Origin of the sequence: Psychromonas ossibalaenae ATCC BAA-1528 (assembly GCF_000381745.1) — a bacterium.
In the GTDB taxonomy this organism is placed as follows: domain Bacteria; phylum Pseudomonadota; class Gammaproteobacteria; order Enterobacterales; family Psychromonadaceae; genus Psychromonas; species Psychromonas ossibalaenae.
Genome location: NZ_KB906967.1, coordinates 232,504 through 252,841, shown reverse-complemented (window position 1 = coordinate 252,841; position 20,338 = coordinate 232,504). Strand labels below are relative to the sequence as shown.

Here is a 20,338-nt window from a genome sequence, read left to right as displayed (position 1 = left end):
TAAAATGAAATTTAGTGAAGCTTGGTTACGAGAGTGGGTTAACCCGGAAATTACACGTGATGAATTAACGCATCAGGTAACAATGGCAGGTCTTGAGGTTGATGATGTCGACCCTGTTGCCGGTGAATTTACAAAAGTATTAGTGGGCTCCGTGGTTGAGTGCGGCCAGCATCCTGATGCAGACAAATTACAAGTGACCAAAATTAATATCGGTGAAGACGAATTAATCGATATCGTTTGTGGTGCTAAAAACTGTCGTTTAGGACTTAAAGTTGCCGTAGCCGTTGTTGGTGCTGTACTGCCTGGCGATTTTGAAATTAAAAAAGCAAAACTGCGCGGTCAGCCGTCATTCGGCATGCTGTGCAGTGAATCTGAATTAGGTATGGCGGAAAGTGCTGAAGGCATTATTGAGCTTCCGGCAGATGCACCGATTGGTACCTGTGTACGTGAATACCTGCAGCTTGATGATGTCATTATTGATGTTGATTTAACCGCTAACCGTGCCGACTGTTTAGGTATTGCCGGTCTGGCTCGTGAAGTGGGTGTATTAAACAGCATTGCTGTTACTGAGCCGACCTGGGAAAACGCAGCGGTTACATTAACTGACCAAGTGGCTATTAACCTGCAGGCGCCGTCTGCGTGTCCTCGTTATTTAGGCCGTGTTATCCGTGGTATCAACCAGAATGCAGTCACACCGTTATGGATGGTTGAAAAACTACGCCGCTGTGGTGTGCGCAGTGTCGATGCTGTTGTTGATATTACTCAGTTTGTACTACTTGAATTCGGTCATCCGATGCACGCTTTTGATTTAGCAAAATTAGACGGCGGTATCGAAGTTCGTCTTGCTGAGCAGGATGAAAAACTGACTTTATTAGACGGCAAAGAAGTTAAATTAAACAGCGATACTCTAGTGATTGCCGATCAGAACAAAGCACTGGCGATGGCGGGTATCTTTGGCGGTCAGGATTCTGGTGTTGCTGAAGGGACAACGGATATCTTCTTAGAAAGTGCATTCTTTGCACCGCTTGCGATTGCAGGTCGCGCACGTGCATATGGTCTGCACACTGATGCGTCACACCGTTACGAACGTGGTGTTGATCCGGTTTTACAGGCAAAAGCGATGGAGCGTGCTACACAGCTGCTTGTTGATATCTGCGGCGGCAGTGTCGGCCCGATTACTGAAGCTGTCAGCGCTGAGCATTTACCTGCTCAGGCAACAATTACTTTACGCCGTAGTAAATTAGACCGTTTAATCGGTATTTCTATTGATTCTGAACGTGTTGAAGAAATTCTTACTCAGCTTGGCTGTGAAGTGACTGCTGCTGATGATGCATGGACAGCTGTTGCGCCGACTTACCGTTTCGATATGGAGATTGAAGAAGATCTTATCGAAGAAGTGGCACGTGTTTACGGTTACAACAATATCCCTAATATTGCACCTGAAGCTGCATTAACTATGCCTTTACATAATGAAGCGACACTTAAGTTATCTAAAGTGCGTGATGTATTAGTAAACCGTGAGTTCCAGGAAGCGATCACTTACAGCTTTGTTGATCCTGATAAGCAGCTTAAGCTGCACCCTGAAGCTGATGCACTGATTCTGCCGCATCCTATCTCTAAAGATATGTCGGCAATGCGTGTTAGTTTATGGACAGGTTTATTAGACAGCGTGTCTAAAAACCAAAAGCGTCAGCAGAACCGTGTGCGTTTATTTGAAACGGGTTTACGCTTTATTAAAGACGACAATGCAGAAAATGGTATCAAGCAGCAGGAGATGTTATCCGGCGTTATCATTGGTAATGCAAACGATGAACACTGGAATATTGAAACCCGTACCGTTGACTTTTTTGACCTAAAAGCGGATCTGGAAGCCGTGCTGGATTTATGTGTTGATGCGTCAAGCTTTGAATTTAAAGCTGAAGCAAACAGTGCACTGCACCCGGGGCAGTCAGCAGGTATTTACCGTAACGGCAAGAACATAGGTTATATCGGCACACTGCATCCTAGTTTAGCTAAACCTTTTGCCTTAAACGGTACTGCTGTGATATTTGAATTAGAATTAGATCAGATTATCACGCGTAAACTGCCGCAGGCAGGAGACATATCTAAGTTCCCGGCTAACCACCGAGACTTGGCATTTGTTGTTGATGAAAAATTAAATGCTGGTAACGTCTTAAAATTTATAGAAAAAATTGGCGGAACTGAGTTAGTTGGCATAAACTTATTTGACGTATACCAAGGACAAGGTGTTGAGGAAGGTAAGAAGAGCTTAGCAATAGGCTTAATATTACAAGATAAGACTCGTACCTTAGAAGAACAAGAAATTGCTGAAAGCGTTAATAAGATTGTTGAAGCAGTTTCTATGGAGTTTCACGCATCGTTGAGAGATTAATTTATGGCACTGACTAAAGCTGAAATAGCTACACATTTATCGGAAAAAATAGGCTTAAGCAAACGTGAAGCAAAAGAGTTTGTGGAATCATTTTTTGAAGAAATTAAAGCAACATTAGAAAGCGGAGAGCCAGTTAAAATCTCCGGTTTCGGCGGCTTTGAACTTAAAGATAAAGGTGAACGTCCAGGTCGCAACCCTAAAACCGGGGAAGATATTCCGATTGCTGCTCGCCGGGTTGTAACCTTCCGAGCAGGACAGAAACTGAAAGAGCTGGTAGAAGAGAACCTACCGGATACTCCGGATAAACTTTAGTTTTCTCATAATTGAAAAAGCCGCGTCAGCGGCTTTTTTTTTGCCTGAAATTTATGAACTGTACCCCAATATTATTTTGATAAATAAGTACAATAATTGCTCATTTAACTAAAATTTAACATCTTTTATGGAGGCACATTTGTCAGTAAATCAATATAAAAAGATTGTGGTATTAACCGGGGCCGGTGTTTCTGCTGAATCAGGTATTCGTACCTTCCGAGATAAAGATGGTTTATGGGAAAAGTACAAATTAGAAGATGTGGCTTCTGTAGATGGTTATAAAAAGAATCCGGACTTAGTGCTAGATTTTTATAATAAACGCCGTCAGGACTTCTGTCGAAAAGAGATAAAACCGAATGCGGCTCATTACGCATTAGTAGAGTTAGAGCAGCAGTTTAGCGGTGAGTTTTTATTAGTAACACAGAATATAGATAATCTGCACGAGCAGGCTGGATCTAAAAATGTGATTCATATGCACGGGGAGCTGTTAAAAGCACGTTGTCCGGAAAGCAATCAGGTTATTCAGTGCACAGATGATCAGAGCCGTGACGACCTGTGCACCTGCTGTCAGTACCCTTCAGCGCTTCGTCCGCATATTGTGTGGTTTGGTGAAATGCCCCTGGGGTTAGATATTATTTATCATCATCTTTCTCAGGCGGACCTTTTTATTGCGATCGGTACATCAGGAACCGTTTATCCGGCCGCTGGTTTTGTTGAGGAGGCAAAAAGTGTTGGTGCCTATTCGATAGAGCTTAATTTGGACCCCAGCGAAATACACAGTCATTTTGATCAGGTAGTGCAGGGCAAAGCGACTGAGTTAGTGCCTAAACTGGTAAGTTCTTTATTAAACGGAGCATAGATAAGCTGTTAATAAGCTTGAAAAGCCAATACAATGTCTGACGCTTACTTTATTCATTTAGGACCCTTTTCTTGTTATGAACAAAAAACACTTTGTATTAGGCGGTGATATTAAGAAATCATTGACCGAAGGTTATCAGCTGGATTTTAAAACACTTTTTAAAGATGCTTTTGTTATTACTAAAAAGCACTTCCTGCCTCTGCTCGTGGCCTGTCTGTTTACTGTTATCATTGTGGCTGTCAGTTACGGTCTGATTTTTGATGATACCAACGGAAGTGAAACGTCGCAGATGGTGATTAATTTTATCTTTACCTCAGTGGTAATGACTCCTCTGGTTACCGGACTGCAGATGATGGGGGTACATCATTCAATTGGTGTAAAAAGTAAGTCTATTGATGTGTTCAACTATTTTAATAAAATCCTGCCGTTAGCCCTGGCAAGTTTAATTATTAACCTGCTTGTTTATGGAATTAATGTCGGCCTGACTCAGGCTTTAGGCGACTCTGCGGTGGTGCCTTCACTTATTATTCTGCTCTATCTGAATATGGCATTCTGTCTGGTTTACCCGCTGATTGCTGAAAAGCAGGTTGAGCCGGTACTTGCGCTTAAACTGTCATTAAAGCTGGTAAATAAAAATTTACGTCAGTTTACTTTACTGTTTATGATTTTAGGTCTGATAGGTATTGTATCCCTGCTGCCATATGGACTAGGTTTGTTTGTATTTATTCCTTTCTACTTTAACCTGATGGGAATCATATATCGCCAAATGTGCGGCGTCGGCGTTGTTGCCAGCATCAATGACAGCGATGATGATGATAATAATCACAACGATAATAACGATGAGTTTGAAGCTTAAATGAGAGAAAATATAATGCGTTTGGCCCTGCTGCTGTTTTTAACCTTGTCCACAAGCAGTACTTTTGCCTCAACAGTAAAACTGGATTATTCAGTGTTTTTCGGTTACATGAAAACAATGTATAAACTGGAATATGAACATGTCACAACAGCATTTTACCTGCTTGATAAAAACAGCGACGAACTTTGTTTAATTAATAATGCACAAATGGTCGTGGATCAAAAGCGCGAAGCGGTTGCATTTAAGAAGCAGGGGCGTTTATTGCCTTTTTTCTCTGATCAGCACCGCAAGGACGGCGCAGTGATTGAGGTGGATTTATCTGCCGGGCAAAGTGCCTCGCAGTGTGATTTACAGGTCACCTTGATGGCTAAAGAGTCGGAGTTAAATAACTTATCGTTCAGTCGGTTAGCTTTAATCAGTGAGCAGCTTGAAGGTGTTCTGAAGAAGAATGCCGGCATGATCGGTAAATACTTCCTGCCGGACTTTTCCGGTGTGCGTTTACAGTTAGTTGAGCCGTTAACCGCGACGCAGACTAGTCTGCTTGATAAACAGATAACCACAGCAGAAGATGGTGATCTGCTGCTTACAAATAACTATATAAACTCTGTTGATGCCAAGCTGCTTATTGCCTGGAATATTAAACGCATCACGCCGTGGTTAACCAAGTAGACAGGCGTTGAATAATGTACAGGGCAGAGGTTTGTTGAATATCACCGCGGATGAACTGTCCTGGTTTCGTGAATTGAAAATAGGCCGGCTGCTTAAAAGTGAGCAGATAACCCATGCTTTAACCAACCAGGTGTTTTTGTTAACCTTTGAAAATAAGCGGCAGTATATTTTTAAACGTTTAAATCTTAAAGCCCGCTCTGTAGAAGACAGGAAACGCGAACTGTCGGTACAGAAAGCTGCCGCTGATAAACAGCTGACCCCGGAAGTCATTGCCAGCAGTGAAACTTATAAACTGCAGGAATATATTACTGGCCAGGTGTTAAGTGAGACCTCTGTCAATCAAGATATTATTGAATTATTAGCCCGACAGCTGCTGCGGATTCATCAGCTGCCGGCTGGCGAAGCTCAGCCTCAGCAGCTCGCTTATGAACTTAATTTACTTAAAAAACAGTTAAATAAACCCCTCGATAATAACAAATTTTTACAGATGTTAAGACTTGCTGATACGCTGGATAAAAGCAGCAGTCGGGATATTCTCTGCCATGGCGATTTATCAGTTAATAATGTCCTGGTCAGCACTGATCAGATTATGATCCTTGACTGGGAGTATGCTGTAACTGCCTGTGCTGCTTATGATCTGGCATTTTGTAATTGTATTAACGAATTTAATGCAGCACAGCGCAAACAGTTAATTGAACACTATTATCACCTGAACCAGGAAAACTTAACACAGTCACTTGAGCAGCTCAAAGGTGAGTGTGCTTTATATTTTACTGTATTTGTTTATATTAACGAATTATGGGCGTTATGTTTTTTGGATGAAGAGCAGTAATTAATAATCACTTCCTTTCTTTAGTCAGCCGATTTTCTTGTTTTTAATACCCTTCATTTTTAATAAAAATACAACAGCACAGTATTTATTTTCCTGAGCTGTTTTCTGCTGTTTTTTATATTAAGCTGGTAACGATAAATATTTTATAAATAAGCAGGTAAAGGTCAATAATGCTTATCAAAGTCAACCTTGAGTATATGTTAAGACACATATAGTTGAAGGCTTTTTTGTTCTTTTTACAATGCAGCTAACAGTACCTCAGCTTTGCTTGCCGCAAACTCTTTTGGTGCTTCGATATTGAGCAGGCTAACCACACCGTCATCGATAATCATCGCATAACGCTGTGAACGCAAACCACCGAATCCCGCTGTATCTATCTCTAAACCTAAACTCTTAGTAAAACTGGCGTCACCATCGGCTAACATCATCAGCTCAGATGCATTTTGTGTTTCACCCCAGGCTTTCATTACAAAGGCATCGTTTACCGAGACACAAACAATTAAATCTACACCCTTAGCTTTAAATTGATCTGCTAATGCTACATAGCCCGGCAGATGAGCGGTAGAGCAGGTCGGGGTAAATGCACCAGGTACAGCAAACAGCACCACTTTTTTAGATGCAAAAAGCTCTGTCACGAGGTGATTTTTCATACCCTCTGCTGTTAACTGACTCAGGATCGCATTGGGTATTTTCTGGCCTTGTTCAATCATTGTATTTTCCTTAAATGAAATAGTCTTATTACAGTTTAGTCCTAAATTTGAGCTGTAAATACCGATAAAAAATAAGGTTTTTAATACTAACTGCCGGGAGATAAGTCTGCATACGTTACTGATGCCTGTGATTAATTTTGATTCTTTTAGCTATAAGCCGCTATGAGTTTTTTAATCCAGGTAAAAAAACATATAACCGCTGTCCGGATTTGCTTTATGAATACTTATGACTTTGGAAAAATATAATCAATTAGGGACGAAATGATGCATAAATTTTTGTGTTATGAAATCGATCTGCATACGGTAGTGATAGCTGCGTCGATGGTAGGGAAGCTCTTTGCCCGATTCTGCTTTAACCTTTTAACTTTTTACCCTAACAAAGTGTACGGCAAGCTCAGGCAGCAACTGATCAAAGTTAATCGGAAATAACACTAGTTTACAAACTCAGCTGCAATCTGTTGAATTTCTCCGCTTTTATGCATTTTGTATCATTCATTATTAAATTTCAGGTGAAAATCCCGTTTGAATGGAAATTTACCCTTATCTCTATCTGTAAACCCCATATATACAGCATCTGTAGAAATCACGGCCCCTTTAATGATCTGATGATAATTATCTTCGTCGAGCCTGCCGGACGCTTTCAAGCGTTTCATTTCCCAGGCATACGATAGATGATTGCTCATATAACAGTCCGCTCGTCCTCGTGCTAATTTGAGCAGGTTGCGCTCTGTGGTTTTTGCTTCTTCGAGAGTGATTTTCCCCTCTCGAACATACTGGCGGAATTTAGGGCCTCCAAACCCGTCAAAACCGTTATTGTTGGCAATTTTCAAACCTAAATAATCATCGGGCCAGGAGGGGCGGGGTGCTTTCAAAATATCTTTTCGGCAGAGAACCACTACTGACTCATACATAATAGGCAGTGAATAGGGCCATACGTAAAGCCAGTCATGGCCATGGTAATAGGGGGGAACAAAGGCGAATTCATCTCCTGTCTCAATCATGTGTTTCACTCGCGGCCAGGGAGCCGGTTTAAAAGTCATTCTATAGCCCTGCATCCGTTCAGATATTCGGGTCAGTACCTCAATGTAAATCCCTTTTGCTTTACTGTTTTCGGTGTATAAATACGGTGGGTGTGACTCGTTGACCCAAATGCTTACTTCAATCTCTTTGGAAGAAGCGTCAGTAGAAGAAATACTGCAGAGAATCGTTAAAAAAATGATGATGTATTCACGCAATACTTTTCTCCTTCGTCACAAGTTAAGACTATGTATATTATATGTCTATATTCAGAAGCGTGAATGTTTGATTTTATTTTCTATAGGTGAAGCTGTCCGGTTGGGCCTAGGTTAGAAGTACAGTAGGTATCCTCATTATAGTGATCACAATGAAAATGCAGTCCGTGCTATACCCGTTTTAGTGATTTACAAATTTTCTAGATGCTGTTTGAAGATATGAGCTGCACCAACCGTCATTTTGAATTTTGGAAAGTGCAGCTGTCTGATAATTACTTATAAAATTCGCAAATAACTTTAGTCATGTAGTAGTGATCTAAGGTGCCCTGACTTTCGCGAATACTGTGCATGGCAAACATCGGATTACCGACATCAATCGTATTGATACCTAGAGAAGCAGAGGATGTTGGGCCGATGGTACTGCCCGAGGGAAGATCCGAGCGGTTGGCCATCTTCTGGTAGGGTACACCTGCTTTATTACATAAGTTAATAAACCGGCCGGCAGTTTCTGCTGTTGTGGCATATCTGAAGTTAGCACTCATTTTAATTACCGGGCCCTGATTCAGCAGCGGTGCATAGGATTTATCATGTTTGTCTGTAAAGTTAGGATGCAGGGCGTGTGCACCGTCTGCACTTATTAAGAAGCTGTGATGTTTAGCTCTTAAGCCGTCCTCCAGGTCGCCGTCCAGTGCGAAGGTTATCCGCTCTAACAATGAACTTAAGAAGTTTGAATCAGCGCCCATCATGGTGCGGCTGCCGATCTCTTCATTATCAAAAAACACGCCGATATTGGTCTGCTGCGGATTATCGGCTTCGGTTAGACTTTTATAAATGCAGTGACACATAGCCAGGTTATCTAAACGGCCGACGGCGATCATATCCTGATCCAAGCCGATAACTGCGCCTTTCTGGGTATCATAGAAAAACAGATCCATTTCCAGTATAGAATCTACCTGCACATCGGCTTCTACTGCAACGAGTTCTTTTAAATAGTTTTTTTCGTCTATTTCTTTATCGGTGCCGAAAAGGATAACCGGCAGGTGGGTCTGTTTATTGTATTCAAAACCGGCGTTTGCTTCTCTGTTAAGGTGAATGGCAAGATTGGGTATTGAGCCGACTGCTCTTTTAAAGTCAACTAAGCGATTCTGTATACCGTTTTCTGTGTTAATTGAAATACGCCCGGCTAAGGATAAATCTCTGTCAAGCCAGGTACTGTTAATACCGCCGCCGTAAGTTTCAACACTGACTTTTAAGCATCCCGCTGATTTAGTAAGAGACTCGTTTTTAAGTTTTAAATGCGGGCTGTCGGTATGCGCACCGACAATATTAAACCCGCTCTGCCATGGTTTTTCACTGCCTAGTTGAAAAGCGATAACAGCGCTGTTGTTTCTTTGTAGATAATATTTATGACCAGGCTCAAGCTTCCACTTGTCACCTTCATTAAGACTGCGGTAGCCGCTGTTTTCCAGTTCTTTGATAATATTGGCGGCTGCAAAGTATGATACCGGGCTATTGTCTATAAAAGTGATCAGATCTCTGGCTAATAGGTTTGCTTTATTATTCATTTTATCTCCTCATTATGCATCTATATTAACAGTAATAGGACTCTGGGAAAATCATGCTTTGAGAGCTGAATAAATAATGCAGTTATCTCAATTAACAAAATGGTTAGTATTTAATTTATTGGCTTTTACGCTAAGATAGCTGCTTTTAGCTGCTCTGCTGTTTATCATAAGTATGTTTGTGTTAGCTGCGTACTCAGCGCAGTAACAGACTAACTTCACTAATCATTTATGCAGCTGAAACTATCACTGTTGAATATCTGGAGATAAATATTTTGGATCAAGAATTACGTGCATTTATTTCACAATGGTTAGCAGGTGTCGGTATTGACAGTCAGCCTGCCGATGGAGTATCGACCGGTGTGATGGTTTTAGCTTGTTTTATCGTGGCTTTTATCGGCTATTACCTGGTTAAGCGCGGTGTGGTTAACACCATGAATATAGTTATCCAGCGTTCTAAAGTGACCTGGGATGATATATTCATGTCTCATCGGGTGTTAGAAAAGTTCGCTAAGTTAGTACCCGCTTTAATTCTTAATATCCTTGTACCTTTAGCATTAACAGAGCATCCGTTAAGCAGCAGCCTGGCGGATCGCGTGCTGGATGTGAGCATTATTGTGCTGTTTGTACGTGCGGTATACAGTGCACTTGATGCGGCTAATGAGATTGCGGATGTCAACCTGGTAAGCCGCCGTCTGCCGATCAAGAGTTTCGTACAGTTGTTTAAACTGTTTATGTTCTTTGTTGCCATCATCATCTCGATTTCAGTACTTGCCGATCAGTCTCCGGTGTATTTTCTTAGTGGTTTAGGTGTCGCGACCGGTTTGGTTATGCTGGTATTTAGAGACACGATTCTTGGTTTTGTGGCCGGCATTCAATTAGCGGCTAACCGAATGGTGAGTACTGGTGACTGGATCCAGATGGATAAATACGGTGCAGACGGCACGGTGGAAGAGGTATCGCTGACCACGGTTAAAGTACGAAACTGGGATAAAACCATTACCATGATCCCCGCGTACGCATTAGTGTCAGATGCTTTTAAGAACTGGCGGGGCATGTCGGAATCAGGCGGGCGCCGTATTAAACGCTCGGTACAAATTGATATTCAAACGATAGCTTTTTTAACTACAGAGGATAAAGAACGCTTAAGTAAGATCAATTATCTTAAAGGTTATTTTGCTGAAAAGTCACAGGAAATAGATGTCTTTAATGCGCAGGTGAGTGACGCTGATATGCCGGTTAATAGTCGTAACCTTACCAATATCGGTACGTTTAGAGCCTATATGCTGGAGTATCTGCGTCAGCACGACAAGCTCCATAAAGAGATGACATTAATGGTGCGCCAGTTAGCACCGACCGAATCAGGCGTGCCGATTGAGATTTATATTTTTGCTAATGATACCCGCTGGGCATTTTATGAAGATATCCAGGCTGATATTTTTGATCATATCTTTGCTGTTCTGCCTGTGTTCGGCTTAAAAGTGTATCAGAGACCGACCGGAGCAGATATCCGCAGTCTGCAGGATTAAAAGGAGAGCAAAATAAATACAGTTTAATGTTTTATAAAAGCAGGAAGGATGCTCTGTAAGAAAGCTGCAGGCAGTAACGGCCGAATCCCTGTACCATCACTGCTTTTATTTATCCATGATGGTATTAATTTAGCTGTCATCTCTAAAGGGTAACCGGGTTAATAATATCGCCGTATTTAGACTTAGAAAATTAAGCTGGTGCTTTAATGGATTAACCTCATAGCCGTTTAATTTTTTATGTTAGGGTTATATTTATAATTTCTATATAAAGGTTTGTGTTAGTTATGTTTTTTAAGTTTCAATCGGTTCGTTTTAAGTGTGCTTTGGCTGTATTTATTATATTAATCAGTGTTTCTTTATTCTCTCTCGCAGACAGCAGACCTCTTGTTAAAAAGATTAAACAAATCGAGAATGAGCTAGATGCTCGTGTCGGGGTTTCAATTTATGACGCAGGTAATCAAAAAAGTTGGGATTACAAGGGGGATCTGCGCTTTCCTTTAATGAGTACGTTTAAATCACTGGCATGTGCAAAGCTGCTTGCCGATGTTGATGGCGGGCATATTTCTCTGCAGTCCTCGATAGTAATAAAGCAGAGCTCATTAGTTACCTATTCACCAGTTACGCAAAACTATGTGGATAAAGAGTTTACTCTTTATCAGGCTTGCTCGGCCGCTATGCTGATGAGTGACAATACGGCCGCTAATATTGTTTTAGAAAGTATTAATGGTCCAAAAGGCTTAACTGCTTTTATGCGTAAAATTGGTGATCAGGTAACTAGCCTGGACAGAATTGAGCCGGCCTTGAATGAAGCTTTGCCGGGAGATCTGCGAGACAGCACATCTCCTAACGCTATCAATCACAGCTTGCATAAATTACTGTTCGGCAATGAGTTGTCTGAGCAGTCAAAAAAACAGTTAAAACAGTGGATGACGGCTAATAAAGTTGCAGATAACCTTTTGCGCTCGGTGCTGCCCGGCAGCTGGCAGATTGCAGATCGTTCCGGTGCAGGCGGGAATGGTTCCAGGGGAATTACAGCTGTAGTCTGGCAAGACAAACAGGCTCCGTTTCTGATCAGTATTTATATCACTCAAACGGATGCATCCTTTGCTCTGCGCAATAAAGCAATAGTCGAAATAGGAAACGAGATTTTTAATACCTTACAGAACTGAAGATGCTGATTGTCTATATAATAAGTATTTAGTTGTTTTTGTTATGTTTCCCAGAAGTTCCCGCATTGTGAACACCTAAGTCCATGCTTGTAAAAAAACAATGGAAATCCTGCAAGGATAAAAACTAAAAATGCCGGCCTTTTTCCCTTGGTATGCGGCTCTATGTTTTGAGAGCCGCAATGAGGACAGCTTTCTGGTTTAGAGTCATATAGAGAATCAACAGCATCTGAAAAATCTTCACTCAGCACGTTTCTTGCTTCCTGCAAATACTCTTCAGGAACAAATAATCTCACTCCTCCCATTGCATCTGAGTATAACCACTGCATATTTACAGTGTGTTCATCAGCAACGAATGAAGGAATGCCGACGCTTTCTAAATTTGCTTTTGCAATGTTTGCATCAAGAGGAAATGAAAACTTTGCTGCAACTACTGATTTATTCATAATTCCCTCCTCAAACAGCACAGTTATATACTGTGCTGTTTATCAGCAACTTATAAACTCACGATAATAAGAATTTTAAACCAACTCACTAGATTTTGAATATTTATAACAGAGTTGTGAGCTAACAAGTGTGAATAGAGCCGTAGATTAATAACTTTGCGCATAAATACTTGATCAGTATTTCTGGTTAAGTTGATGATAAATAGGTTGTTTTTAACTTCAATACTCAGAAGCTTTGTATAGAGTCGAAATAACGGCAGAAAAATACTTTAGAAGCAATAATGTAATTCGCCCATAGTCAGGGCGTCGTTGAACCTATAAACCATATCCGCATTGTCGGAACTTCGTTCAGTGCAGCCTGCTTGTGTAGTTGTCAATGATCCATTTTTCATAAGCTGGTAACCTTCTGCTGCTATGTAAAAAAAATCGACAACAAATAATCGCCATAAAGTATAAATATATCGCTAAATCAACAATTTTATTATTAAGCAAAAATCCCCAACCTTAAACAGAGTTAGGGATTTTTATCGAACAGAGGCTTTTGCTAAGCATAAAAGCTGTTATTTATGCTCTTCTTTTTCTGATTGAAAATCCAAGTCCTAATAAACCTAGGCCAAGCAGCGCAATACCTGCAGGCTCCGGCACATTTACATCAGACGTCCAAACGTAGTTTACAAAACTATCATTTAATCCGTCTTCCACATAGGCAGAACGCGCGCTGTTTGTAGCACTTGGGTATTGGTAGCCGTCGTTGCCAACATCTAGAGAGTAGTTTTCATCAAACTCCATACCTAAATGCTCGCCCCAGCCGTCATACCAGCCAGTATGAGTGATGGTGGTGTAATCAAGAGAGTCAATGATAGAGATGAAATAATCAGTATTAGAGCCGCCAAAAATAAGTGCAGCGGCTTCGGTCGCTGAGTAAACATCTGGGTTGGTAGTCCACCGAGGGCCATCGTTAACTTGATAAGAGCCGACTAGAAGGGGGACTGCTTGTAGGTTAAGGGATGCAGCAGCAAGTACCGCCGCTAGAATAAATTTTTTCATTTTTGCCTCCTTTGTCTAAAAACACATACTTATGACTATCTTTTCTGCATTTTTTATTCCAGTTTTGTATCTCATTGTTTTTAAAGTGCTTTAAATGAATCCCCTGGTGATTTTAATTACAAGTGTAAAAAAAGCTGACAACTTGATGTTGATGTACAAGATTAAAAAAAGCTTAATTATGCATCCTGATGAGGCTGTTTTATAAATAATGGGAAAGGCAATGCGGCTTATAAAGCAAAAGTAATCATGAGTATGATAAGTGTGCCGTGACAGTCGGCAGCCGGAGGATAGAAAATAATACTGACTATCCGGTCTTGTCCTTTGTTCAAAAGAACAAAACCAGAGCCTGTATTTTTAATTAATGCAGTTTAAATTTATTAACCACTGACTTTAACTGACTGTTGGCTGCCGAAAGGTTAATGGTTTCATTGGCGGTAGATTGTCCGTTGACGGTTAATTCACCAACTATCTCTTGTATTGCGTTCATATTACGGGTGATATCCTCTGCAACAGAACTCTGCTGCTCTGCTGCTGTGGCAATCAAGGTATTCAAATCGTTGATATTAGTCACTGAAACAGCAATACTGTCCAGATCTGTCGCCACCAGTGAAGTGCTTTGAGTTGTTCTTTCACAGGTCGATTTGGTGGCACTCATTGCATCAATTGCCGTTTTCGATCCGTTAAGCAGTTTATTCAGCGTTTGCTCAATCTCAGCAGTACTGCTTTGCGTCCTTGCCGCCAGCGCTCTTACTTCATCTGCAACAACGGCAAATCCTCGTCCCTGCTCTCCAGCTCTGGCCGCTTCTATAGCCGCATTTAATGCCAGTAAATTGGTCTGCTCTGCAATGGAACCAATCACATTGAGTACACTGGTGATCTCTTGAGAATCTTTACCGATATCTTCAATACTGACGGCCGTATTTTCAACATCATTTGCAAGTTGTGACACCGTATTTGTTGCCTGTGTAACAACATTGCGTGAGTCTGTTACCTGTGAATTAGTATCGTGGGTAAATCGGGATGCTTCAGATGCATTACCAGCGACATCACTTGCGGTAGCACTCATCTGCTCAATAGCAGAAACAACTTGTTCAGTTTCCATTGAGTGAGCTGTTAATACCTGGTTATTTGCATCGGTCTGCTGTTTAAGCTGATCAACGCTGCTGGAGATGTCCCCTGATGTCTGCGAGACTTCCTGCATCAAAGACTGCAGATTTTCAATAAATCGGTTTATACCTTCTGATATCTGTCCTAAGTCGTCATTACTGGTAACTGGAAGTCGTCTAGTGAGATCGCCATGCCCTTTTGATAAATCAAGTACCATCGCTTTAAGCGTGAGTATAGGGCGATACAGTGCATTTAAGGTAGTAATAACAAGCGTAATAGCAATAACCAGCATAACCAGTGATGCGAGAACTGCATCCGTTAATGCCTGGTCAACTTCTGCATAAGCAATGGATTTATTGATTCCGATAACTAAGTACCACTTCTTACCGTTAATTAATGGTATTGCTTTAGTAAATGCTAATTTTTCAACGCCGTTAATTGTGTAAGCTATTGAGCTCTCATCCTGAGACTGCATTGCATTCTGAATATCGATCATGCCGATATCTGTCAGTTTAGTGCCTACCTTCAGCGCAGTTGAGTTGGAAGCTAATGATTTTCCTGCTCCGTCGGTAATGACAGCCGCAGCACCTGGAAAATCAATGTTCTTTACAGTCTGCGATAAAATTGCTAATGATACATCAGCCAGTGCGACTCCTTCACCGAAGCTTTTTGCTACAGAAACAACCGGCTGATTAGTTACCGAGTCTATATAAGCATCGGTAACAATCGGTGTATCTGCCGCCTTGGCCATCTGATACCAGGGGCGAGTGCGCGGATCATATTGTTCAGGATCAGCAACGCCGTTTGTCCAGATATCTCCCGCTGCTGTTCCATGCATACTACCGTCTTTAAGGCCAAAATAGACAGCGCTTATTTCAGCAATACTTTTAGATAACCGGGCAATTTCTACGTAATCAGTGTTGTAGGTTCGGCCTTTATAACGCTCAGCAAGCGAGTCGATAACAATGACTTTACTTTGGAACCATGAAGCGATTTTAGCAGCTTCAAAGTTGACAATCGTTTTGGAATGTTCCCTGACATTCTCAATGGTGTTATCCCTGAGATTGACATATGCAATCCAGTTGGAGGTTAATAAACACAATGTCACTAATGCGATAATGGAGATAATTATTGTTTTTTTGAATCCGAGTGATTGCATGATTAATTTTCCCTGTATTTTAATACCAATGTACTTTGTGTTTTATATTATTTTTATAGCAGGCTCAGTGATGAGCTTCAACTATTTTACAATAATTGTGAATTAAACATAAAAACAAGATGCAGGTCAGTAACGGCAGGGTTTGGGTGTGCGTTTATTGAACGTTTTTGAGGTTAAAAGCTGTGTGGAAATGCTCTGTATGTGATTTTAATTTGTTGTTTGTATTTTTTTATGTGTGAGAAAAGATGAGAAAGAAGCGGGCTGGTTAATAAAAATAACAGTATTGATACGCTGTACAATAATCTGAATAAGCAGGCTTAGCTGTAAAGTATTCTCTTTAAGTTAATGGATATATGCAAGGGCCGTCAGCCAAGTTGTACTTGGCTTCTGGCGTTTTTTCTATTTGGCTGCTTTTAACGCATTTTCCCAGAGCTGGTTCAATAAGTTTCTCTGGCGCACTTTTAGTGTCGGCCATAAAATACGGTTATTTTTGAAATAATCCGGGTCATCCATATGAAAGGCTGATATTTCTTCTGCTGTCATACGGGCTTTTATCGCGGTATTAACCGGCGCGCTGCCGATTCCATGAACAATAACATCAAGTTGAAAACCATCACTAATAGTGTAATTTATCCAGGCTTCTGCAATCTCTTTCAGTTTAGGTTTACTGCTTAGAGTTTTACTTAATGAATGCCCGTCAACCCAGCCGGTAGTCCCTTCTTTTGGCTCAGCCATCGCCCAGTGCTGGCCTTTTTGTTTTAGCTCGGGAAATGAAAACCCCCATGCAGCACCAAGCAGGTTATTTTCTAAGTCTTCAGGCGCATCGACACCTTTCCACATATGACTGGCATTGGCGATTAACTGGTTGAGCTTCTGCTGTACATCAGGCTGGCTTAGGCGTTCGATATTAGCAATATCATTTTTATTTATGCCTAAAGCAAGTGCCGCTACATAAATATTAACTTCCGAGTAATCGGAGCTAAGTGTGTACTTTCCTTTATACTGATTATCCCACAATACGTTCCATGAGTCGGGAGACGTCATTTTTTCTGAGTTATAAGCAAGTCCGTAAGGGCCGTGCACTAACGGTACAGAATAAAGCTTGCCGCCTTTGACTGCATAATCAGCCTTTTGCAGGCTGGGAATAATTTTGCTGTAATTGGGGATGTTTTTCAAATCAATAGGGATTAACAGTTTCTTAGTCACCAGCTTATAACGTTCATCGAGGATGATATTATGGCTGGGTACAATAATATCAACTTTGCCTTTACGTAAATTTGTAAAGTACTCGTCAGCAGAAGAAATATAGGTGATTTCCATACTTACTTTTTCACCGTACTTATCAGTCATTGCTTTTTCAAATGCTTTAACTTGAAGGTCAGGAGAATAGCCCTCCCAGGTTAACATTCTTAATGTGAGTTCTGCATTAGCCGCGAGTGGCAGTAAGAGAAAAGAGCATAGACAGATAGATAATAATTTAATATGAGAGGAGAAAATTGACATGGACTGCTCCAGTGTTTAATAGCGATGGTAATAGCACTATAGTAAATTTGCTTCATTAGTCTAACTGCTTGTCCTACTTTTGATATCAATAAAAAGCCTGCTACAAGGCTGGATATTCAGAGGGGGTGAACGCACTAAGTCAGCTGCATTCTCGCATATTGAAAGGCAGGGGATTTTTCCTATACTCTAATACAAAGTAGTTGAAAGCAGTGCTGAGTTAAGCAGAAACGAATACTTCATAATACTGACAGGGAGGTTAAATATGTTCAGAGCTGCTGTATATCTATTAGCAGCTGCGGTCTCGCTTCCTTCTTCAGCAGATGACAATAAAGAACTAAGCTTTGCCACACAGGAATTTTCCCCGTTCTCTTATGAAGTGGGCGGTGTGGCTCATGGTCCTGCGGTTGAAATTGTTAAGTCTGCATGTGAACTTGCCGACATTAAGTGTCGCGTAACCGTTTTACCCTGGCCCCGGGCACAGAAATATGTAAGTCAGGGAGTAATTAACGGCTTCTTCCCTATAGGCTGGAGTAAAGAACGAGAGGCCCGGCTCTATTTCTCAGAACCGGTAATGCATACCGAGTATGGATTCTTTGCTCGTGATAACCGTAATTTCAATGTAGCTGACAAACTGGAGCTGAGCGGGCTTGTTATTGCTGTTTACGGCCCTTCAAATACGTCCAGAACATTAATGGAACTAACCAAAAATGTAAACGGCGTTAAGCTGGACATTACACCGCATGATGAGTTTCCGTTTAAAAAACTCTCGGCAGGCCGAGTGGATGCTGTGTACTCCAATCGACTGGTTGGTAATGCATTGATAGCAAAGCTGGGTCTGACTAATATTAACTATTATAGGAAGCATTCTGATATCAATTACTATATAGGCTTGTCTAAGGTTAACACCACGCCGGATCTGGCAGAAGATTATATGGATACTATTTCACACATGCTTACTGAAGGCATTATTGAAAACATACTGTCCAGTTATTCGGTATTTTATCGTGAAACGGCTACCAAATAACTAACGTGTATGCGGATGTTAAAAGGTTAAAGGGAGAGTAAGAATGAAATTAAAAACAACGTATTACTACTTTGCAGCTGTGTTTTTTTCTTTCGCCGTATACGCTGATAAGTTGACCTTTGTGACCCAGCATTTTGCTCCATTTAGTTATGAAATAGGGCATAAGCCAGCCGGACCGGCAGTTGAGGTTGTAAATGCGGCTTGTACTCAGGCCAAAATCAAGTGTGAAATATATGTCCTTGACTGGCCTAAAGCTCAGAGTCGGGTTTATTCTGGTTTGACTGACGGTTTATTCCTTATAGGAAGAAACAGCCAGAGAGAAGAGCTGCTGCACTTTACAGCGCCGGTTATGAAGTCGGAGTATGGTTTTTTTGTAAAAGAAGACAAGCTGCCTTCATTTAGCTATGAATCTGATATCGGCGGGCTTCGTGTTGGTGTATATGGCCCATCGAACACTGCAAAGTCCCTAAGAGAGCTGAATAAAAGCAATAGATTTAACATCGTGATGTTCCCGCATGATGAGTTCTCATTTTTAGATCTGGCGGCAGGAAAGCTTGATGCAGTTTATTCCAACAGAATTGTTGGCCAGGCTCTTATTTATAAGCTTGGATTATCCAATGTAAAATACACTAGCACACACAAAAGTATTAACTATCATATCGGTTTGTCAAAGCAGTTTGTAGATCAAGGCTTAGCGGTCAGGTTTATAAAAGCAGTGTCTGAAATTAAAAAAAAGGGCTATATACATAAAATACTCGAGAAGTATACAATGGACGATTTCTCCTCTGACAATAATTTTATTGTTGAATAAAAATAAATCCGCCCTGTACTTAATAGTCACGGTTTGCCTGCTTTTTTTGATTATCAGACGGTAATTATTACTCTACTCACCTAGCAGGACAATTTAACGGCCGACTCATCAAGCTGCTGTAAAATACTGACATATTTTCCCGGCACTTGAATGAGTGCTAACAGTTAGATTAATGTTATTTATATTTTCAGATTTTAGGCCGGTTGTTTATTATTCATCTTTTTTTAGTTCTAATAACTTGATCTCAGCTGTTTGCTGCGACACATTTTTAGTTTTTATATGGTTTTCAATTTTCTGGATACCTACGATAACAAGCATTAAACCCATAAATAAAAAGGACATTAAGCTGATAAAAAGAAAAGAGATTAACGTAATAAAACTAAAGGTTATTAAACGAATAAAAGCCAAAATACCCCAAAGTGCATTTGATGCTGATTTTTTATATTTCATAATTTTTTCCATAGTACTGCTGCCGTTTTAAAATGCATAAATATGCTCTGAAAATGCCGTCATAAATGTTTGCAGAGCATCAAAATAATTCAATTAAGCATAGAGTTTAAGGGGCTTTGTTAATCGTGAAAACGGTTTGTGAGCATAACGACTTCACCGGTAACCACATCAATAATCAGCTCTTTATCATTTAAAAGCTCAATTTCATAAAAAGTGATGCCTTTTTTATTTTCTAATTCCAGTGCAACGACGCTGGAACCGTATTCTTCCTGCACACTGCTGATGCTTGCCTGTAGATTAAATTTAGAGGTATCCAGCTGATTAAGCATATTACGATCTTTATCGTCTAACGAACTGATACCTACAGTACTTAAACTGGTTCTTTCATCTTTTAGCAAGCTGCCGTCAGCGGTACTGAGTTTAAGCTCATGTTTTATCTCTTCCTGTTCATTAATGACTTCTACTTCAAAGACTGACTGGTGGTTGTAGTCATCCAGTTTCAGTTCCGTTATTTTACCTGGGAAATTATTTGTGATTTTCTCGACCGCCTGTTCAATCGAAAAATCGGCCCGCTTTAAAGCTAATTCAGACAGCCCGTCATTATTTGCAGTAGTCATAAAAGAGATAAGAGTTAAGCTGCTGGAAAAAATGATTCGTTTGATAAGTTTCATG

The 20,338-nt window shown here is 40.8% G+C and carries 19 protein-coding genes; 10 read left to right on the top strand and 9 right to left on the bottom strand.

Annotated features, from left to right (window positions below):
* The first annotated feature begins 4 nt into the window (after nt 1-4).
* From pheT to G327_RS0100995, 6 genes are all read left to right on the top strand, one after another.
* Nucleotides 5-2,392, top strand: a complete 2,388-nt coding sequence (gene pheT / locus G327_RS0101020) for a phenylalanine--tRNA ligase subunit beta (RefSeq protein ID WP_019612903.1) — start codon at nt 5-7, stop codon at nt 2,390-2,392.
* A 3-nt stretch (nt 2,393-2,395) separates the two neighbouring features.
* Nucleotides 2,396-2,704, top strand: a complete 309-nt coding sequence (locus G327_RS0101015; protein ID WP_019612902.1) for an integration host factor subunit alpha — start codon at nt 2,396-2,398, stop codon at nt 2,702-2,704.
* Nucleotides 2,705-2,843: 139 nt separating this feature from the next.
* Complete coding sequence (gene cobB, locus G327_RS0101010) at nt 2,844-3,563, top strand: Sir2 family NAD+-dependent deacetylase (RefSeq protein WP_019612901.1); 720 nt, start codon at nt 2,844-2,846, stop codon at nt 3,561-3,563.
* 76 nt (nt 3,564-3,639) lie between these two features.
* Complete coding sequence (locus G327_RS0101005) at nt 3,640-4,419, top strand: DUF2189 domain-containing protein (protein WP_019612900.1); 780 nt, start codon at nt 3,640-3,642, stop codon at nt 4,417-4,419.
* Nucleotides 4,420-5,088, top strand: coding sequence for a DUF2987 domain-containing protein (locus tag G327_RS0101000; protein ID WP_019612899.1), 669 nt, complete (start codon nt 4,420-4,422; stop codon nt 5,086-5,088).
* Nucleotides 5,089-5,095: 7 nt separating this feature from the next.
* A complete protein-coding gene (locus G327_RS0100995) occupies nt 5,096-5,920 on the top strand; it encodes a phosphotransferase (RefSeq protein WP_019612898.1) in 825 nt (274 codons plus the stop codon).
* A gap of 236 nt (nt 5,921-6,156) precedes the next feature.
* On the opposite strand, the gene G327_RS0100990 is transcribed toward G327_RS0100995, so the two are convergent.
* The 3 genes from G327_RS0100990 to G327_RS0100980 all read right to left on the bottom strand — a co-directional run bounded on the left by G327_RS0100990 (nt 6,157) and on the right by G327_RS0100980 (nt 9,427).
* Nucleotides 6,157-6,630, bottom strand: a complete 474-nt coding sequence (locus tag G327_RS0100990; RefSeq protein WP_019612897.1) for a peroxiredoxin — start codon at nt 6,628-6,630, stop codon at nt 6,157-6,159.
* A gap of 488 nt (nt 6,631-7,118) precedes the next feature.
* On the bottom strand, nt 7,119-7,865 hold the full coding sequence (locus tag G327_RS25590) for a substrate-binding periplasmic protein (protein ID WP_019612896.1): 747 nt from the start codon (nt 7,863-7,865) through the stop codon (nt 7,119-7,121).
* A 269-nt stretch (nt 7,866-8,134) separates the two neighbouring features.
* Entirely contained in the window at nt 8,135-9,427 is a 1,293-nt protein-coding gene (locus tag G327_RS0100980) for a M18 family aminopeptidase (RefSeq protein WP_019612895.1), read from the bottom strand.
* A gap of 272 nt (nt 9,428-9,699) precedes the next feature.
* On the opposite strand from G327_RS0100980, the gene G327_RS0100975 reads away from it, so the two are divergent.
* Both G327_RS0100975 and bla read left to right on the top strand, forming a co-directional pair.
* Nucleotides 9,700-10,953 (top strand): mechanosensitive ion channel family protein, encoded by a 1,254-nt coding sequence (locus tag G327_RS0100975; RefSeq protein ID WP_019612894.1) that lies wholly within the window; start codon nt 9,700-9,702, stop codon nt 10,951-10,953.
* Between the two features lie 284 nt (nt 10,954-11,237).
* Nucleotides 11,238-12,122 carry a class A beta-lactamase gene (gene bla, locus G327_RS0100965; protein ID WP_019612892.1) on the top strand — a complete coding sequence of 295 codons (885 nt, stop codon included), beginning with the start codon at nt 11,238-11,240 and terminating at the stop codon, nt 12,120-12,122.
* Between the two features lie 41 nt (nt 12,123-12,163).
* On the opposite strand, the gene G327_RS0100960 is transcribed toward bla, so the two are convergent.
* The 4 genes from G327_RS0100960 to G327_RS0100940 form a co-directional block, all read right to left on the bottom strand.
* Nucleotides 12,164-12,565 carry a putative signal transducing protein gene (locus tag G327_RS0100960; RefSeq protein ID WP_019612891.1) on the bottom strand — a complete coding sequence of 134 codons (402 nt, stop codon included), beginning with the start codon at nt 12,563-12,565 and terminating at the stop codon, nt 12,164-12,166.
* 564 nt (nt 12,566-13,129) lie between these two features.
* A complete protein-coding gene (locus G327_RS0100955) occupies nt 13,130-13,612 on the bottom strand; it encodes a PEP-CTERM sorting domain-containing protein (RefSeq protein WP_019612890.1) in 483 nt (160 codons plus the stop codon).
* Nucleotides 13,613-13,970: 358 nt separating this feature from the next.
* Entirely contained in the window at nt 13,971-15,878 is a 1,908-nt protein-coding gene (locus tag G327_RS0100945) for a methyl-accepting chemotaxis protein (RefSeq protein ID WP_019612888.1), read from the bottom strand.
* Between the two features lie 399 nt (nt 15,879-16,277).
* Entirely contained in the window at nt 16,278-17,381 is a 1,104-nt protein-coding gene (locus G327_RS0100940; protein WP_019612887.1) for an ABC transporter substrate-binding protein, read from the bottom strand.
* 262 nt (nt 17,382-17,643) lie between these two features.
* Between G327_RS0100940 and G327_RS23785 the strand changes: the two genes are divergently transcribed.
* Together G327_RS23785 and G327_RS23780 are read left to right on the top strand one after the other, a co-directional pair.
* Nucleotides 17,644-18,405: a substrate-binding periplasmic protein gene (locus tag G327_RS23785; RefSeq protein ID WP_019612886.1), complete on the top strand. Its 762-nt coding sequence runs from the start codon at nt 17,644-17,646 to the stop codon at nt 18,403-18,405.
* A gap of 43 nt (nt 18,406-18,448) precedes the next feature.
* Complete coding sequence (locus tag G327_RS23780) at nt 18,449-19,216, top strand: substrate-binding periplasmic protein (protein WP_019612885.1); 768 nt, start codon at nt 18,449-18,451, stop codon at nt 19,214-19,216.
* A gap of 210 nt (nt 19,217-19,426) precedes the next feature.
* Here the strand turns inward: G327_RS23780 and G327_RS0100925 are convergent, their stop codons facing one another.
* A complete protein-coding gene (locus tag G327_RS0100925) occupies nt 19,427-19,666 on the bottom strand; it encodes a hypothetical protein (protein WP_157600947.1) in 240 nt (79 codons plus the stop codon).
* Nucleotides 19,667-19,785: 119 nt separating this feature from the next.
* Nucleotides 19,786-20,337 carry a PepSY domain-containing protein gene (locus G327_RS0100920; RefSeq protein ID WP_019612883.1) on the bottom strand — a complete coding sequence of 184 codons (552 nt, stop codon included), beginning with the start codon at nt 20,335-20,337 and terminating at the stop codon, nt 19,786-19,788.
* Nucleotide 20,338: the final 1 nt, after the last annotated feature.

Coding starts and splice junctions, on each gene's coding strand:
- pheT (WP_019612903.1), top strand. CDS start 5: ATGAAATTTAGTGAAGCTTGGTTACGAGAGTGGGTTAACCCGGAAATT.
- G327_RS0101015 (WP_019612902.1), top strand. CDS start 2,396: ATGGCACTGACTAAAGCTGAAATAGCTACACATTTATCGGAAAAAATA.
- G327_RS0101005 (WP_019612900.1), top strand. CDS start 3,640: ATGAACAAAAAACACTTTGTATTAGGCGGTGATATTAAGAAATCATTG.
- G327_RS0101000 (WP_019612899.1), top strand. CDS start 4,420: ATGAGAGAAAATATAATGCGTTTGGCCCTGCTGCTGTTTTTAACCTTG.
- G327_RS0100990 (WP_019612897.1), bottom strand. CDS start 6,630: ATGATTGAACAAGGCCAGAAAATACCCAATGCGATCCTGAGTCAGTTA.
- G327_RS0100980 (WP_019612895.1), bottom strand. CDS start 9,427: ATGAATAATAAAGCAAACCTATTAGCCAGAGATCTGATCACTTTTATA.
- bla (WP_019612892.1), top strand. CDS start 11,238: ATGTTTTTTAAGTTTCAATCGGTTCGTTTTAAGTGTGCTTTGGCTGTA.
- G327_RS0100960 (WP_019612891.1), bottom strand. CDS start 12,565: ATGAATAAATCAGTAGTTGCAGCAAAGTTTTCATTTCCTCTTGATGCA.
- G327_RS0100955 (WP_019612890.1), bottom strand. CDS start 13,612: ATGAAAAAATTTATTCTAGCGGCGGTACTTGCTGCTGCATCCCTTAAC.
- G327_RS0100945 (WP_019612888.1), bottom strand. CDS start 15,878: ATGCAATCACTCGGATTCAAAAAAACAATAATTATCTCCATTATCGCA.
- G327_RS0100940 (WP_019612887.1), bottom strand. CDS start 17,381: ATGTCAATTTTCTCCTCTCATATTAAATTATTATCTATCTGTCTATGC.
- G327_RS23785 (WP_019612886.1), top strand. CDS start 17,644: ATGTTCAGAGCTGCTGTATATCTATTAGCAGCTGCGGTCTCGCTTCCT.
- G327_RS23780 (WP_019612885.1), top strand. CDS start 18,449: ATGAAATTAAAAACAACGTATTACTACTTTGCAGCTGTGTTTTTTTCT.
- G327_RS0100925 (WP_157600947.1), bottom strand. CDS start 19,666: ATGAAATATAAAAAATCAGCATCAAATGCACTTTGGGGTATTTTGGCT.
- G327_RS0100920 (WP_019612883.1), bottom strand. CDS start 20,337: ATGAAACTTATCAAACGAATCATTTTTTCCAGCAGCTTAACTCTTATC.